The sequence below is a fragment of the Mesorhizobium sp. CC13 genome (assembly GCF_039907765.1).
Taxonomy (GTDB): Bacteria; Pseudomonadota; Alphaproteobacteria; order Rhizobiales; family Rhizobiaceae; genus Aminobacter.
Genome location: NZ_JARDJI010000016.1, coordinates 17,096 through 32,954, shown reverse-complemented (window position 1 = coordinate 32,954; position 15,859 = coordinate 17,096). Strand labels below are relative to the sequence as shown.

Below are 15,859 nucleotides of genomic sequence, written 5' to 3'. Positions count from 1 at the left end.
GGCTCCGTCCCGCTTTTTTCCCCCGGTCCGACATGGAGACCATTCGCATGACCGCAACCCCGGCACGGAAACTCGCGGTGCCCAAGGCACTGCTGCTCGATTTCGGCGGCGTGGTGGTGGCGACGACTCCCGTGCCGGGCTGGCAGGCACGGCTTGCGGCCCATGTGCGTGCATTGCTCGATCAGGCAGGCGTGGCCGCGCCCGAGCTTGCGGTCGGGCAGATCGCCGACGACATCAAGGCGGGCGGCATCGCCGACTCGCACTGGAAGGATGCGATGTCGCGGCCATATTCTCCGCGCGAACTGCGCCACGAGGAGTTCTGGGGCGACTTCGTCGCCGGCGACTGGCCGAAGCCGGCGCGGGACGTCGTCGTGGCCTGGGCCTACGACCTCTGCCGCAAGATGGGCGGCTGGAAGAGCAGGCGCGTGCTGCGCAACGGCATGCTCGAGCTGCTCGACGCGGCGGATGCGGCAGGCGTGCCGGTCGGCATCGTCAGCAACGCGCTGTGCGGCCAGGTGCATGTCGACTTCCTCGACGCCCACGGGCTGGCCGGGCGTTTCGCCGTCGTCATCCACAGCGACGAGGTGAAGGTGCGCAAGCCGAACCCAGAGATGATCTGGCTGGCGACGCGAGCGCTCGGCATCGAGGCATCCGAAGCCTGGTATGTCGGCGACAATTTCGACCGCGACGTGCTGTGCGGCCACCGCGCCGGCGTCGGCGGCAACATACTGATGGAAGACAAGGGAACCTACGACCTGCCCTATGAGCTCCAGCTCGAGCCGGATGCCGTCGTGGCCGACCCGGTGGGGCTGCTCGCCCTGTTTGCCCAGGCGATGCGCGGGATCGCGGCATGACCGGCGTCGACGAATCGAGAAAGCTGCGCGAGGTCGCCGAGCAGGCGGCGAAGCTGGTGCGGGTTCCGCTCCTGGACGCGTTCCGCTCGAACATCGCCGTCGACTACAAGGTCGACCTGCACGACGTCGTGACCAGGCACGACAAGGAGTCGGAGGTCGCGATCCGCGCCTTCATCCTCGATCGGGTGCCGGACTCTAGCGTGCTCGGCGAGGAGGACGGGGCCAGCGGCGCCGGCCGTGTGCACTGGTATGTCGATCCCATCGACGGCACGGCCAATTTCGCCCGCGGGCTCGCCTTCTGGTGCGTGTCGGTGGGCGCGGTGATCGACGACGAGATCGTTGCGGGGGCGGTCTACGATCCGGTCGCCGAGCTGATGTTTTCAGCCGACCTTTCCGGCGCCTGGCTGAATGGCGCGCCGCTCAGGTCGCGCTCGGTAGCCGACGAAAGGCATGCGACGCTGATCACCGGCTATCCGGTGGCGCGCGACCTCAGGCTCGACGGGCGCGAGCGGTCGCTGGCCCATTTCGGCGAGCTGGCCGAGACGTTCTCGGCGCTCAGGCGGCCCGGCAGTGCGGCGCTCAGCATCTGCCATGTCGCCGCCGGCTGGGTGGATGCTGCCGCCGGTTTTGGCGTCAATGCCTGGGACGTGGCGGCTGCGATCCTCATCCTGCGTCAGGCGCAGGGCGCCTACCTGCCCCTGACCCTCGGCAAGGTGGGGGTGGAGGCGCGCGACTTCATGTGCCCCGGCTATGTGGCTCTCGGCGAGGGGGCGGACTATCCGACCCTGATGCGCATCGCGCGCGACATTTCCGACCGGCGGGACGCCGCCGCGGCCGGGCGGCCGAAGCTGTCGGTCGCCGGAGGCAAGCCATGAGGGCGCGGCACGGCACGGCTGTGCAGAACTTGCCGTCAGCGTCAGCCTATTGCGGATGCATCGAAGCCGGAAAAGAATATCCAATCCGTGGCGTTGACGAATTTGCACGCGTGTGCAACCTGACCGCAGGACTTACCGATGAGCATTGACATGACCGTTCACGCCAGCGCCCCGCAGCCAGCCATCGCAGCCGAACTCGACCGGCGCGCCGCCTTCTGCCGAGAGATCGCCCGTTCGGCCGGGGCGGTGGCCCTCGACGGCTTCAGGAACCGGCTTCCCGGCTTTGGCATGAAGGGGCCGCAGGACTTTCTCACCGAAACCGATGCCGCTGTCGAAAGGCACCTCAAGCTGCGCATCGCCGAGGCATTTCCCGAGGATGGTTTCCTCGGCGAGGAGACGGGCGGCGCGATCAAGTCCGACATCTGGGTGGTCGATCCGATCGACGGTACGGCCAACTTCGCCCGCGACATCCCGCATTTCTGCGTCGCCATCGCTTTCGTCAGCAATGGCGAGACCGAGCTCGGCGCGATCTACAATCCCGCCCTCGACGAGCTCTATTTCGTGCGGCGGGGCCAGGGCGCGACCCGCAACGGCAAGCCGATCGCCGTGGCCAGGACGACGGATTTCAACGCTGCCTGCGTCGAATTCGGCTGGTCGAACCGCATGTCCAACGCCCGCTACCTCGAAGTGCTGTCGAACATCCTCGGCAGGGGCGCGAATGTGCGCCGCGGCGCTTCGGGCGCGCTGGGGCTCGCCTATGTCGCCGACGGTCGCTCCGACGCCTATGCCGAACTGCACATGAACCCCTGGGACTGCCTCGCTGGGCTGCTGATGGTGAAGGAGGCCGGCGGCGTGGTCGGGCCGTATCTCGCGATCGATGGCCTTGCAAAGGGAGGTGCGGTGCTGGCGGCGGCGCCCGGCGTCGCGGCCGGCATGAGCGAAGCGACCGGCATTGCGCTGGAAACGCGCTGACGCCTTAACGGGGACGACCATGGACATGACCAGCCCTCGCCACGAGCGGCCGGCGCTCAGCCTCATCGAGCGCGACATCGCCGGTTACGGCGTCGACATCTATGTCGGCGGCATGGAAGGGGCGGGCGACCTGGCGGCTCTCGCGCAAAGGAACATCACCACTGTGGTGAACTGCGCGGTCAACCTCGACTTCAACTACGCGACCGAGCGGTTCGACGAGGGCGAGGGGGCCGACGCCATCTACGGCGTCGGCGCGGTGCGCTACTACAAGCTCGGCCTGATCGACGGGCACGGCAACCCCGAAACCATGATGCTCTCGGGGTTCTACCTCTTGCGCGGGGCGTTCAGCCAGGAGCTGCCGGACAAGCGCACCTATCGGCGGCGCGAGAAGGGCAACGTGCTGGTCAATTGCCGCGGCGGCCGCAGCCGCTCGGTGACGCTGGTGGCGCTGTTCCTGCATGTCGAGATGCCGGAGAAGTTCCCGACGCTCGACGCAGCGCTCGACCATGTGCGCACCCAGCGCGAACTGCGCCGCGACGAGTGGTTCGAGGCACCAAAGCCGATGCTGATCGAGGCCGCCCGCAAGGCGCGCCGGTGGATCGCGATGATCGACAAGGGCTTGCCGCCGGCGCCGGTGCCGGCGATGGCCGCAAACGACTGACGGACCGGCCGTCGCGCAGCGAGAATGACATGAAGATCGCCGTCATCGCCGACCCGCATTTCCACGACATCGACAACCGCCAGGGTGTCGGGCGAGGCGACCGGGTGGCGGTGCGCACGCTGGCCGACACCAACGCCTCGACCCGCGTCTTCAACGAAAGCTTTCACGCCACCCGGGCGTTGCTCGACGACATCGTCCGGCGCGGCATTTCGCTGGTGGTGGTCGCGGGCGACCTGACCGACGACGGGCAGGCGTCGACCATGGCGGCGGCGACGGCACTGTTAGCCGATTATTCGCGCCGTTTCGGCCTGCGTTTCGTGGCGACGCCGGGCAATCACGACCTCTACGCCATCCACGGCCGGCACCAGAGCAAGCGCTTCCTCAACGCCGATGGCTCGCACACGCTGGTGACCAGCGATCCGGACATGGAGCAGGGCGGCTCGGCCGCGCGCATCGTTTCGGACGAGATGTATTGCGGCGGCTACGGCACGGCGATCCCGGCGATGGGGGCTTACGGCTTCTTCCGCAGCGAGGGCGACCTGCATTGGGAGTGCCCGTTCGGGCATGACGATGCGCTCGAGGCGCGCAGCTTCGAGATCGTCTCGGCCGACGGGCGGACCGCCAGGCGGATGGCCGACGCCTCCTTCCTGGTCGAGCCGGTGGCGGGATTGTGGCTGCTCTCCATTGACGCCAATGTCTTCGAGCCGAAGAACGGTGATCTCGATCCGGCCGCGGAGAAGAGTTACCACGACAGCACCGATGCCGGCTGGAATTCGATGCCGCGCAACAAGGGCTTCGTCCTCGACTGGATGAAGGACGTCGCCACCCGGGCGAAGGCATCGGGCAAGCAGTTGATCGCGTTTTCGCACTATCCCGCCATCGACCCGCTCAACGGCACCTCGGCGGACGAGGCGAAGCTCTTGAACGACACCAGCTTCCTGCGCCGGACGCCGTTGCCCGATGCGTCGAAGGCGGCGGCGGCCACCGGCATCAAGGTGCATTTCAGCGGCCACCTGCACATCAACGACACCGCCGTCTTCCGCGACGGCGACGACTGGCTGGTCAACATCGCCGTCCCGTCGATGGTCGGCTTCCCGCCGGCCTACAAGATCGTCGAGATCGGCGACGGGCGGCTGGAGGTCGAGACGATCGTCGTGGCCGAGGTGCCTGCCCACGACGCGGCCTTCCCGCTCTATCGCGTCGAGGCGGCGCGGGAGGCAACGTCCGCCGCGGTGACCTCTGCGGCAAACCACGCCGACTTCCTGAGCCGTCACCTCGCCGAGATGGTGCGGCATCGCTACCTGCCCAAGGAATGGCCTCGGGATCTGGCGGCGCTGGTGCCGCAGTTCGACCTCGGCGATCTCGAACGGCTGGCGGATATGGCAGCGCCACTGACGGTGGACGACGCCCTGCCGCTGCTGGCTTCCTTGCCCAGGAGGGCAGGGGCGGATTGGCAGGAACTGCCGTTTTTCGAAATGATCGTCGACTGGTACCGGCTGCGCAAAGGGCGCGAGGTGGCGCTCGATTTCATCGAACCCGAACGCCTCGCCGCCTATCGGCTTCTCGCCGCGCGTTTCGCTGCGGGCGCGTGGCCGGCCGGCTGCCTGCAGGATCGCCTGGCTTCGTTCATGCGCATGACGATCGACTGGCTGGAGAGCGCGCCGTCACGCGACTTCTCGGTCGATCTTTCGACCGGCGAGGTGAGCGCGAAGGATCACTTGGGGCGCACGGTGCGGCGCCAGACCGGGTCGGCGTGAAAGCACACCCTGCCGCCGCCGCGGGCGGCATCGTCACTGTTAAGCAGCCTGGTGATGTGATCGGCGACCTGGTCGATCGGCTGGCGGAAGGTGGTCAGCTGGTATGACGCCCAGCCGGCCTGCTCGATGTCGTCGAAGCCGACGACGCAGAGTTCCGCCGGCACGTTCATGCCGAACTCGACCCGTGCAGCGTCCATGAAGCCGCAGGCGAGCAGGTCGGTGACGCAGAAGGCCGCCTCCGGCCTGTCGGAGCCGCTGAGCAGCAGCCGTCCCGCCTCGAAGCCGGCGCCGTAGCCGGTGGGACCGGCCCGCGTGATGCTGACCGAAAGGCCGGCCTCGCCCGCAGCCGCCTCGAAGGCACGCTCGCGCGCCACCAGGCTCGGCGTGCCGGCCTGCGACGACACCACGGCGATGCGGCGGCAACCGGCCCGATGCAGCATGTGGAAGGCTTCGCGGGCGGCCGCTGCATTGTCGACGGTGATGTTCTCGGGACCGTCGAGATGGTCGTCGCGGTTGATCAGGATGACGTGCTGGCCGCTGTTGATGCAGGTGTTGATCAGCGATGCCGGCGGCGTGCCGGACAGCACCACGGTGGCATTGGCGCGGTAGTTGAGCGTCTGGCGCAGTGCCGCCTCGACGCTGGCGCTGTCGCCAGAGGTGTTGATGACCATGGCGACGCGGTTGATCCCCTGCAGGCGCCGGGTGATCGCGTCGAGCAGGCGCGAATGATAGGGCGTGTTGATGTCGGCGCCGATGAGGCAGACGATGCCGCTGTCCTCGTGGATCAGGCTGCGGGCGAGATGGTTGACGTGGTAGCCGAGCTTGTCGGCGGCCTCCAGAACCCGCTTGCGGGTCGTTTCCGAAACACTGGCGCCGTCGGTGAAGGTGCGGGACACCGCCGAGCGCGACACGCCGGCAAGCTCGGCGACCTGTTGTGCGCTGACGAAGGACCTGCCCGGCTTCAGTTCGGACATCGTTGGCTCCAGTTTGGACCGGTCGGCGACTCGTTCACCGGCATTGCACAAATGTGCAACGCCTGCACCGTGATACAATCGGACAGGCGCGTCTGCAATGCTGCAAACACGATCTTGCAGGCTGGCGATGCAATGGCGATCGACGGCTAGGCGGCGGCGTCGACCGGCGGGACGATGTCGGCCGGCGTGAGGTTGCGGATCAGCGTCGACAATTCCGGCTCGTCGATGAGCATCGCCGCATCCGCCGGGGTGAGCCAGGCGCGCCGGCGCGCGCCCTCCTCCTGCCACGAAGCGAACTCCTCGCTGACCTCGATCAGGTAGGCGGTGACCTCGACATGGACGAAGCTGGTCGACAGCCGTTTCCAGTAGCAATAGCTGCCGGCCGGCCTTTTCAAGGCCTTGCCCAGCACGCCTGCCTCTTCGCGGGCCTCGATCTGGGCAGCCTGGCGGGCGCTCTTGCCTTTCATCGGCCAGCCCTTCGGCACGATGAAGCGGCGCGTGCCGCGCGACGTGACAAGCATGACCTCGAGCTCGCCGTGCCCATTCAGCCGAAACGGAATGGCGGCGACCTGGACGATGCGCTCGCCATTCGTCGCCTTGCGCAGGGTCTTCTTGTCCTTAGGCATTTTCGCCCGACTGTCCTCTCTTCATCCTAGTCGGCCGGCCGCTGCCGCATCTGAAGCACTTTGGCCGGCCCCGGTTCATCATAGCGAAGATAGTGCGATGAACACGATTGCAAAATGCGTAAAATCCACTCACTCTGCAACAGGCCAGAGCGACGAAAGATCGTTAGACGGCGAAAAATGTGGAGGGAACCAAAACATGAAGACTGCCTTCTTGTGTTCGGCGGCGCTTGCCGCGGTGCTTTCGGCTGGCGCCGGGCCGGCTGCGGCCAAGAGTCTGACGCTCTATTGCAGCGCCGACGAGGCCTGGTGCCAGCAGATCAAGACCGGCTTCGAGGAGAAGACCGGCATCACCGTCGACATGACCCGCAAGAGTTCGGGCGAGACCTACGCCCAGGTGCGCGCCGAGGCGGGCAACCCGAAGGGCGATGTGTGGTGGGGCGGCACCGGCGACCCGCATCTGCAGGCGGCCCAGGAGGGCCTGACCGAGGAATATGTCTCGCCGATGCGCGGCGAACTGCACGACTGGGCGATCAAGCAGGCGGAAGCCGCCGGCAACAAGACCATCGGCGTCTATTCCGGCGCGCTCGGCTTCGGCTACAACAAGGACCTGCTCGCCAAGAACGGCCTGCCCGAGCCGAAGTGCTGGGCCGATCTCGTCAAGCCCGAATACAAGGGCCAGATCCAGATCGCCAATCCGAATTCGTCCGGCACCGCCTATACGACGCTCGCCACCATGGTGCAGCTGATGGGCGAGGACAAGGGCTTCGACTACATGAAGGCCCTGCACAAGAACGTCAACCAGTACACCAAGTCCGGGTCGGCGCCGATCAAGGCGGCCGGCCTCGGCGAGACGACCATCGGCATCGTGTTCATGCATGACGCGGTGGCGCAGACCGCGGCCGGCTTCCCGATCGTGACGGTGGCGCCCTGCGAGGGCACCGGCTACGAGATTGGCTCGATGTCGCTGATCAAGGGCGCGCGCAACCCAGACGAGGCCAAGCAGTTCTACGACTGGGCGCTGTCGGCCGAGATGCAGAGCAAGGCCAAGGAGGCCAAGTCGTTCCAGCTGCCGTCGAACAAGTCGGCGACGGTGTCGGAACTGACGCCGGACCTGTCGACGATCAAGCTGATCGACTACGACTTCAAGAAGTACGGCTCGAGCGAGGAGCGCAAGCGGCTGCTTGCGAAATGGGACCAGGAGGTCTCCTCGCTGCCGCAGTAATCGATGCGCTCCCGCGACTTCAGCGGCGGCCTGCATCCGACCGTCATCCTGTGGATGGCGGTCGGATGGCTCGGCCTTGCCGTGCTCCCCTGGTATGGCGTCGAAGACGGGTTCTTCGGCTTTTCCTGGCTGTTCGGGGGCTATCCGCTCGACAGCGCGTTCGCGCCCGCGCTGATCCTCAACCTGAAGGGCGAGAAGCTCTGGCTGGCGCCGCTGGGCGTCCTGCTCGCGGCACCGCTGCTTTTGTGGGGGCGACCAAAAGCCGACCCGCTGTTCGGCAGGCTGCTCGTCGGCATCGGTGCCGCGGGTTTCGCCTGGCTCCTGTTCCAGGGCTTCGCCATCGGCCTGCGCGGCTGGCAGTTCGGCTGGCTGGAAGCGCTGTTCGGCGAACTCGGCGACCGCCAGTTCGGCATGGGCTACGGCGCGCTCTTGGTCGGCCTCGCCTTCCTGTTCCTGTTCTCGCTCGGGCTTGCGGCGCGCGGCGCGGTCGGCGGCGACGTCTTCGTGGTCTCGACCATCGCCTTCGTGGTGGCGTCGGTGGCGCTGTTCATCTTCATGCCGATCCTGCAGATGCTGGCCAATGCGCTGCTGACGGCCGACGGCACCTATTCGTTCACGACCTTCCTCGGCAAGCTGTTCAGCGCCCGGCTGTGGGGGCTCGACTGCATCGCTGGCGGCAGCCGCTGCGGCGTCGCCTGGAACTCGCTTTTCCTTGCGGTGCTCGTCGGCGTGCTGACGACCGTGCTGGGGCTAGTCTTCGCCCTGGTGATGACCCGCACCGGCTTCCGCCATGGCAGGCTGCTCAGGGCGCTGACGGTGCTGCCGATCATCACCCCGCCCTTCGTCATCGGGCTCGCCATCATCCTTTTGTTCGGCCTGTCGGGCGCGGCGACGCAGACGTTTTCGGAGCTGTTCGGCGTGCAGCCGACACGCTGGGTCTATGGCCTGCCCGGCTTGCTCATCGCCCAATTGCTCGCCTTCACCCCCATTGCCTTCCTGGTGCTGATCGGCGTGGTCGAGGGCGTCAGCCCGTCAATGGAGGAGGCGGCGCAGACCTTGCGCGCCAGCCGCTGGCAGACCTTCTGGACCGTGTCCTTGCCGCTGATGCGGCCGGGCCTCGCCAACGCCTTCCTGCTCGGCTTCATCGAGAGCATGGCCGACTTCGGCAATCCACTGGTGCTGGGCGGCAATTTCGACGTGCTGTCGACGGAGATCTTCTTCGCCATCGTCGGCGCCCAGAACGACGAGGCGCAAGCGGCGATCCTGGCGCTGGTGCTGCTCGCCTTCACGCTGTTTGCCTTCTATCTCCAGCGCTTCTGGCTCGGCCGGAAGTCCTACACGACCATGTCGGGCAAGGGCGACGCGGGCGTGCACCCGCAGCTGCCGCTCGGCCTCAAGCGCGCCGTCTACGGGGTTGCCGGCTTCTGGGTCGCGTTCACCATCGTCGTCTACGCCACCATCTTCTACGGCAGCTTCGTCAAGCTCTGGGGCGTCGACCACAGCCTGACCTTCGATCATTACCTCAAGGCCTTCGCCATCGGCTGGAACGAGTTCGGCATCCACTGGAAGGGGTCTGCCTGGAGTTCGTTCTGGACGACGCTGCAGATCGCTTTGGTCTCGTCGCCGCTGACGGCGGCAATCGGGCTGCTCACTGCCTATCTTCTGGTGCGGCAGAACTTTGTCGGCAAGAACGCCTTCGAGTTCGGTACCATGCTGTCGTTTGCCATCCCCGGCACGGTCATCGGCGTGAGCTACGTGATTGCCTTCAACGTGCCGCCGATCGAGCTGACGGGCACCGGCATCATCCTTGTGCTGTCCTTCATCTTCCGCAACATGCCGGTGGGCGTGCGCGCCGGCGTGGCGTCGATGTCGCAGATCGACAAGAGCCTCGACGAGTCGTCGCTCACCTTGGGCGCCAATTCCTGGCAGACCTTCCGCAAGGTGGTGCTGCCCTTGCTCAGGCCGGCGATCGTCGCGGCGCTGGTCTATTCCTTCGTGCGCGCCATGACGGCGATCAGCGCCATCATCTTCCTTGTCAGCGCCCGCTACGACATGTCGACCAGCTACATCGTCGGCCGCGTCGAGAACAACGAATACGGTGTCGCCATCGCCTACTCGGCGGTGCTGATCGGGGTCATGCTGGCCGTGGTCGGTCTGATGCAGCTCATCGTCGGCCGGCGCAACATCGGCCGGCGAGGGCAGGAGCTGTCGCAGTCGCGCACCAATGTGAACCAGCCGGCCCTATCGGGAGGCGGCTGATGGGCGCCCTCCGGTTGCCGCTCAGGGGCTTGATACCCCCACCCCTGACCCCTCCCCACAAGAGGGAGGGGGACTGCCGGTGCACAGCCTTGCTTCAGTCAATGAGGGGGCGGGGAAGGCCGACCGCTGGAGGCAAGGCGCAAGAATTCCCCTCCCCCGTGTGGGGAGGGGTTAGGGGTGGGGGTGCGGCCGGGCACAGGCCTAAACAGACATCGAGGAGGCGCTGATGGCCGAGATCAAGAGCAACGCCGCTTCGGTTGAGTTCCGGGGGGTCACCAAGGTCTACGGCAGGAGCCCGGTGCCGGCGGTCAACGACGTCTCGCTGTCGGTCGAGGCGGGCAAGCTGGTGACGCTGCTCGGGCCGTCGGGCTGCGGCAAGACGACGACGCTCAGAATGATCGCCGGGCTGGAAATGGCGACGCGCGGAAAGATCCTGATCGGCGGGGCCGACGTCACGCATCTGCCGGCGACGGACCGCGACGTCTCGATGGTGTTCCAGTCCTATGCGCTGTTCCCGCACATGACGGTCAACGAGAACGTCGAGTACGGGCTGAAATTCTCCGGCTTCGCCAAGAAGGAGATTGGCGAGCGGGCGCGCGCCGGGCTCGAGCTGGTCGGCCTCGGCGGCTACGGCAGCCGGCTGCCGAGCGAGCTTTCCGGCGGCCAGCAGCAGCGCGTGGCGGTGGCGCGCGCGCTGGTGCTGGAGCCACAGGTTCTCCTGTTCGACGAGCCGCTGTCCAATCTCGACGCCAAGCTCCGGCGCCGGGTGCGCGAGGAGATCCGCGACATCCAGACCAAGCTCGGGCTGACCGTCGTCTACGTCACCCACGATCAGGAAGAGGCGCTCGCCGTCTCCGACCGCATCATCGTCATGAACAACGCGGTGATTGCCCAGGACGGCACGCCGCGGGAGCTCTATGACGCGCCGGCGGACGCCTTCGTCGCCGACTTCATCGGCGAGGCCAACATCTTCGACTGCGAGATCGCGTCGGTGGCGGACGGCCTGGCGCAGGTGCGGTTGGGCGGGCTGGAAACCAGGCTCGATGCGCGCGGCATGGCGCCGGGGCCAGCCAAGCTCGCGGTGCGGCCGAACCGTGTCGAGATCCATCCAGCGGGGAGCCCGCGCACGTTGCCTGGGCGGCTCGACAAGGTGACCTATGTCGGCTCCGACCTGGAATTCATGGTCGGCACCGCGTTCGGCGAGGTCTTTGCGATTTCTCCCGACGTCGACGCGCCGTTCCGCCCGGGGCAGGAGGTCGGCGTCGGCTTTGCCGCGCGCGGGCCGGTGCTGATCAGGGGGTAGGACTTTCCACACACGTCGGTCTTTCTCGACCCTCGCGGCGGCGGTTTGGTCACGGCATGGATCCTCGGGTCTGCGCAGGTCGCTTCGCTCCTGCTCCGCCCGTGGATGACGAATTCCTTCTGACGTCGCCGCCAAACTTCGACGGTTGCGACCAGCGGCAAACACTCGTGCTTCGTCATCCTCGGGCTTGACCCGAGGATCCATGCCGTGACCAATTCGTTTCCGCTGGCGGCAGCCGGTCCAGCCGAAAGGCTCAGACGAACCCCTGCGCCGCCGCGGCGACGGCGAGGTATCGCGTCAGTTTGGACGTGCCGACGAGCGCCAGGAAGCTCCACAGCGGCTCCTTCAGCATGCCGGCGACCAGCGTCAGGGGGTCGCCGATGATCGGAACCCAGGCGAGCAGCAGCGACCAGCGGCCATAGCGCCGGTACCAGCGCTCGGCGCGCTCGAGCGCCGCCGGGCCGGCGGGGAACCAGCGTCTGTCCTTGAAGCGCTCGACCTGCCGGCCGAGCAGCCAGTTGATCCAGGAGCCGAGCACGTTGCCGAAGGTGGCGACGGCGATCAACAGGGCGAGCGAGAACTGGTCCTTGATGATGAGCCCCGCCAGCACGGCTTCGGACTGCGCCGGAAGTAGCGTCGCGGCCAGGAAGGCCGCGACGAAGAGGCCGCCATAGGCGGCGAGACTGGTCATGCGCCGGGCGGACTACTGGGTGGCCTGAGCCCGGCCCGAAAGGCCGTCGATGATCGGGCAGTCGGGGCGGTTGTCGCCATGGCAGTTGTGCACGAGATGGCGCAGCGTGTCGCGCAGCTCGGTCAGTTCGGAGAGCTTGCGATCGATCTCGACCAGCTTGATTTCCGCGATGGCCTTGACGTCGGCGCTTTCGCGCTGCTTGTCGCCATAGAGCGACAGGAGCTGCCGGCATTCCTCGACCGAAAAGCCGAGGCTGCGCGAGCGCTGCAGGAAGCGCAGGCGATGCACGTCCGACATGGAATAGTCGCGGTAGCCGTTGCCGGCCCGGTCCGGGCGCAAGAGCCCGATGTCTTCATAATAGCGGATGGTCTTGGCCGGCAGGCCGGATTTTTCTGATGCGGCACCAATGTTCATAGGTCACTCCTCGAGCGAACTTTTCCGTTGATATAGGGCTTCCAGTTACTGGAAGCGCAAGGGCACATTCGAAATTGTGAATATGGCGGGCCGGCCGGTCTGGCCGCCGGCCCGCCGATGCTCATCAGGCTTCGTAGGCCAGCGAAGTCATCATGCCTGCCGCCATGTGGTAGAGATGGTGGCAGTGCAGCGCCCAGTTGCCGGCATTGTCGGCGTCGAAGGCGATGGTCACCATCCCCATGTTGGACGGCACCAGCACGGTGTCGCGCATCGCGCCGGCGATGCGCTTGCCGTTGACGGCGACCACCTGGAAGCTGTGTCCGTGCAGATGCATCGGATGCGACATGGTGGTGTGGTTCATGAAGGTCAGCTCGAACCGGTCGCCGCTCTTGAGCGGGATGGGCTTGTCCTTGCCGTGGACGGCCCCGTCGAGCATCCAGACATAGCCCGGCGCCTCGGTCATCATCATGGTCTGCTGGCGGGTGGCGGCCCGTTCGGCGAGCGGCTTCACCGCCCGCAGGCGCGATTCGAGGTCGCCCGCCACGGCCGGGAAGTCGGCTTCGGCCATGTCGGCCAGCTTGGCCACGGTCGCGCCCTTGGCGGCAAGCACGACGCCGGTGCGCATGCGACCGCCTTCCTGGACGGCGAAGACCGGCCAGGCCGAAGCTTCCTTCGGCAGCTCGACGACGACGTCGAGACGCTGGGCGACAGCGAACTCGAAGCGCGAACCCTCGATCGGCTCGACCGGCATGCCGTCGACCGCGATCAGGCGGCCGGCCAGCTTGCCGAGGTCGATCCACATGTTGGTGCTGGCGGCACCGTTGATCAGCCGCAGCCTCACCCGTCCGCCCGGTTCCACCGCGAAGACCTCGGGGTCGTCGAGGGTGCGGTCGTTGGCGAGCAGGGCATCGTACTGGACGTCCTGCAGGTGGGCGGCGCCGCCCATCTGCATGCCATCCATCTGCATGCCGCCCATATTGCCCATACCGCCCATGCCGCCCATGTTCATGCCGCCCATGGAGCCGCCACCCATGTCCATGCCGGCCATGGAATTGCCGCCCGAATCGGATGCGGGCATCTCCATGCCGGACATGTCATGAGCGCCGGCCTTGAGTTCGGCGAGGATCTCGTTCGGGTCGCGGAAGGTGAAGTCGTGGAACAGCACGACGACTTCCTGCATGTCGGCACCGGCCTCGGCCGGATCGCGGACGATCAGCGGCGCGGCGAGCATGTGCTGCTCCTGCAGGCCGAAATGCGAGTGCATCCAGAAGGTGCCGGGCGTGGCGACGGGGAAGTCGTAGTCGAAGCCGGCGCCATCGGCGATCGGCTCCTGCGAGATGCCGGAAACACCGTCCTGCTTCCAGGGCGGGGTGAGCCCGTGCCAGTGGATCACGGTCGGTTCGCCGATGCGGTTTTCGAGGCGCACGCGGAAGCGCTCGCCGGCATTCATGACGAGCCCCTGCGTGCCGTCGTTCTGCGTCAGGCCGAACACGTTGGCGGCACGCCCCTTGACCTCGATGACCCGCTTGCCGGCGGTGATGACCTTGTGGCCTTCGGCCCGGGCCGGACGTGCCGGAAGGAGCAGCGAAGGAACCGCGGCGACCGAAAGCGTGGCGGCCGATGCCGTCAGGAAGCGACGGCGTGAAAGCGTTTTCATTTCCAATAGTCTCCAAAACTGAAAGTGTTCCGGCCGAACCGGCCGGATCGGACGCCAGCTGGCGTCTGTCAGGTCAGGAGTAGGAGGGTGGCCGTGGATGCGGTGCGGAGGTCGCGCCGTGCATCGGCTCGGCGGTGCGTGGCAGGACGGTCTTCTGTGCGGTTTGCGGGAAGGCCGCGGGCATCGGCACGGGCGCGCAATAGCTGCAGCTGATCGCGCACTGGGTCACGCAACCCTTGGCGTCGGCCTGCTTGGCGAGTTCGCCGGCGGCCCCATCGCAGCAGAGCGTGCTGGGAACGGCGTGGTGGGCTGCCGTCTGGGCGGCATGCGCCTGGTGCTGGTTGCCGGTCGGGTGCGCGAAAGCCGCCTGCCCGAAGCCGAGCATCAAGAGCAGCAGCGCCGGAACGAACAGGCGCAACGCGGACCGTGCCAGCATGTGGAAAGGGGCTGCCGTCACCCAAGCATCTCCGCAACGGCCGACGACGCGCCAGACGGCTGCGCGGCGCCAGTGCGTCGTTGGGTGTGATGCCGATGCTTCATGTGCATGTTGTATTATGACTCTTTCATTGGGTCCGTGGTCAAGCCTCTTTGTCGCTTTCCGCCTGCGGCGTAAAGAACACATCGGCGTGAATGTCGGCTGCGTGAACGCCGCGCTCGGCCAGTACGGCCCAGGCCGCGTCGACCATGGCGGGCGGACCGGCGACATAGGCCTTGGCCCCTGTGAGTGAGGCGTGGTCGGCGGCGAGCGCATCCGTCACGAATCCCTGGCGCAGGTCCGGCGCGCCGTCCTGTGCCGGAACCGGCACGAAGGTCAGGTTCGGGAACTCGACCGTCAGTTTGCGGAAATGGTCGACGAGATAGAGGTCGCGCATGGCGCGCACGCCGAAATAGAGATGGATCGGCACCTCGACGCCACCGTACAGCGCCGTCTCGACGATCGACTTGACCGGTGCGAGACCGCTGCCGCCGGCAATGGCGACGATCGGGCCGGAATGCGCCTCGCGCAGATAGGCGGCACCCGTCGGGCCCTCGATGCGGACGACGTCGCCGGCCTTCAGCCCGGCATGGATCCGGTTGCTCGTCTGCCCGCCGGGCACGGCGCGCACGTGCAGCTCGATCAGTTCTTCCTCGGGGCGATTGGCCATCGAATAATGCCGCGGCGGCGCGCCGGGGACGGTGAGCGTCAGGTATTGCCCCGCGGCGAATCGGAAGGCGGGACGGTTGGCGAGCCGCAGGCGCAGGGCGAGGATGTCGTGGGTCATGGCTTCGACGGCCGCGACCTCGGCGTCCTGGGCGATGGACGGTTTCGCCACATAGGCATCGTCCAGCCACTCGACCGTGACGTCGCCGGTCGGCAGCGAGCGGCAGGCGAGGATCAGCCCTTCGGCACGCTCTTCCTCGGTGAGGGCGAAGGGCGAGTGCTTGCCGAGCTCGACATCGCCGCTCACCAGCCGCGACTTGCAGGAACCGCAGCGGCCCGAGCGGCAGCCGTGCGGATAGTTCACGCCGGCCTCGAGGGCGGCAAGGAGGATGCTCTGGGCCTCGGCGACCGGGACGCGGCGGCCGACCTGCGGAAGGGTAAGATAGGTCATGA

General features: G+C 67.0%; 15 protein-coding genes. 8 read left to right on the top strand and 7 right to left on the bottom strand.

All coding sequences use genetic code 11. The annotated features are described in order from the left end of the window. The first annotated feature begins 47 nt into the window (after positions 1–47). From PV773_RS18970 to PV773_RS18950, 5 genes are all read left to right on the top strand, one after another. Positions 48–854: an HAD-IA family hydrolase gene (locus PV773_RS18970; RefSeq protein ID WP_347967852.1), complete on the top strand. Its 807-nt coding sequence runs from the start codon at positions 48–50 to the stop codon at positions 852–854. After that, complete coding sequence (locus tag PV773_RS18965; protein ID WP_347967851.1) at positions 851–1,729, top strand: inositol monophosphatase family protein; 879 nt, start codon at positions 851–853, stop codon at positions 1,727–1,729. The genes PV773_RS18970 and PV773_RS18965 overlap by 4 nt, the downstream gene beginning before the upstream one ends. A 150-nt stretch (positions 1,730–1,879) precedes the next feature. Beyond that, positions 1,880–2,701, top strand: a complete 822-nt coding sequence (locus PV773_RS18960; protein WP_347967923.1) for an inositol monophosphatase — start codon at positions 1,880–1,882, stop codon at positions 2,699–2,701. Positions 2,702–2,720: 19 nt separating this feature from the next. Further along, positions 2,721–3,362, top strand: coding sequence for a dual specificity protein phosphatase (locus PV773_RS18955; protein WP_347967850.1), 642 nt, complete (start codon positions 2,721–2,723; stop codon positions 3,360–3,362). 29 nt (positions 3,363–3,391) lie between these two features. Further along, a complete protein-coding gene (locus PV773_RS18950; protein ID WP_347967849.1) occupies positions 3,392–5,119 on the top strand; it encodes a metallophosphoesterase in 1,728 nt (575 codons plus the stop codon). Here PV773_RS18950 and PV773_RS18945 read toward each other — a convergent pair. Both PV773_RS18945 and PV773_RS18940 read right to left on the bottom strand, forming a co-directional pair. After that, positions 5,077–6,093, bottom strand: coding sequence for a substrate-binding domain-containing protein (locus PV773_RS18945; RefSeq protein WP_347967848.1), 1,017 nt, complete (start codon positions 6,091–6,093; stop codon positions 5,077–5,079). The two genes, PV773_RS18950 and PV773_RS18945, sit on opposite strands and share 43 nt — an antisense overlap. A gap of 146 nt (positions 6,094–6,239) precedes the next feature. Next, complete coding sequence (locus PV773_RS18940) at positions 6,240–6,719, bottom strand: NUDIX hydrolase (protein ID WP_347967847.1); 480 nt, start codon at positions 6,717–6,719, stop codon at positions 6,240–6,242. 196 nt (positions 6,720–6,915) lie between these two features. On the opposite strand from PV773_RS18940, the gene PV773_RS18935 reads away from it, so the two are divergent. From PV773_RS18935 to PV773_RS18925, 3 genes are all read left to right on the top strand, one after another. Beyond that, the gene (locus tag PV773_RS18935; RefSeq protein WP_347967846.1) at positions 6,916–7,941 is read left to right on the top strand and encodes an ABC transporter substrate-binding protein; all 1,026 of its coding nucleotides are present in this window, start codon (positions 6,916–6,918) and stop codon (positions 7,939–7,941) included. Between the two features lie 3 nt (positions 7,942–7,944). Continuing rightward, the gene (locus tag PV773_RS18930) at positions 7,945–10,200 is read left to right on the top strand and encodes an iron ABC transporter permease (protein ID WP_347967845.1); all 2,256 of its coding nucleotides are present in this window, start codon (positions 7,945–7,947) and stop codon (positions 10,198–10,200) included. A 226-nt stretch (positions 10,201–10,426) separates the two neighbouring features. Continuing rightward, positions 10,427–11,503: an ABC transporter ATP-binding protein gene (locus PV773_RS18925; protein WP_347967844.1), complete on the top strand. Its 1,077-nt coding sequence runs from the start codon at positions 10,427–10,429 to the stop codon at positions 11,501–11,503. Positions 11,504–11,756: 253 nt separating this feature from the next. Here the strand turns inward: PV773_RS18925 and PV773_RS18920 are convergent, their stop codons facing one another. The 5 genes from PV773_RS18920 to PV773_RS18900 all read right to left on the bottom strand — a co-directional run bounded on the left by PV773_RS18920 (position 11,757) and on the right by PV773_RS18900 (position 15,857). Further along, positions 11,757–12,194 carry a YqaA family protein gene (locus PV773_RS18920; RefSeq protein WP_347967843.1) on the bottom strand — a complete coding sequence of 146 codons (438 nt, stop codon included), beginning with the start codon at positions 12,192–12,194 and terminating at the stop codon, positions 11,757–11,759. 12 nt (positions 12,195–12,206) lie between these two features. Beyond that, on the bottom strand, positions 12,207–12,608 hold the full coding sequence (gene cueR, locus PV773_RS18915) for a Cu(I)-responsive transcriptional regulator (protein WP_347967842.1): 402 nt from the start codon (positions 12,606–12,608) through the stop codon (positions 12,207–12,209). Positions 12,609–12,732: 124 nt separating this feature from the next. Continuing rightward, entirely contained in the window at positions 12,733–14,265 is a 1,533-nt protein-coding gene (locus PV773_RS18910) for a multicopper oxidase family protein (protein ID WP_347967841.1), read from the bottom strand. Positions 14,266–14,338: 73 nt separating this feature from the next. Further along, positions 14,339–14,722 (bottom strand): hypothetical protein, encoded by a 384-nt coding sequence (locus PV773_RS18905; RefSeq protein WP_347967840.1) that lies wholly within the window; start codon positions 14,720–14,722, stop codon positions 14,339–14,341. 121 nt (positions 14,723–14,843) lie between these two features. Then, the gene (locus PV773_RS18900; RefSeq protein WP_347967839.1) at positions 14,844–15,857 is read right to left on the bottom strand and encodes a 2Fe-2S iron-sulfur cluster-binding protein; all 1,014 of its coding nucleotides are present in this window, start codon (positions 15,855–15,857) and stop codon (positions 14,844–14,846) included. Between the last annotated feature and the right edge of the window lie 2 nt (positions 15,858–15,859).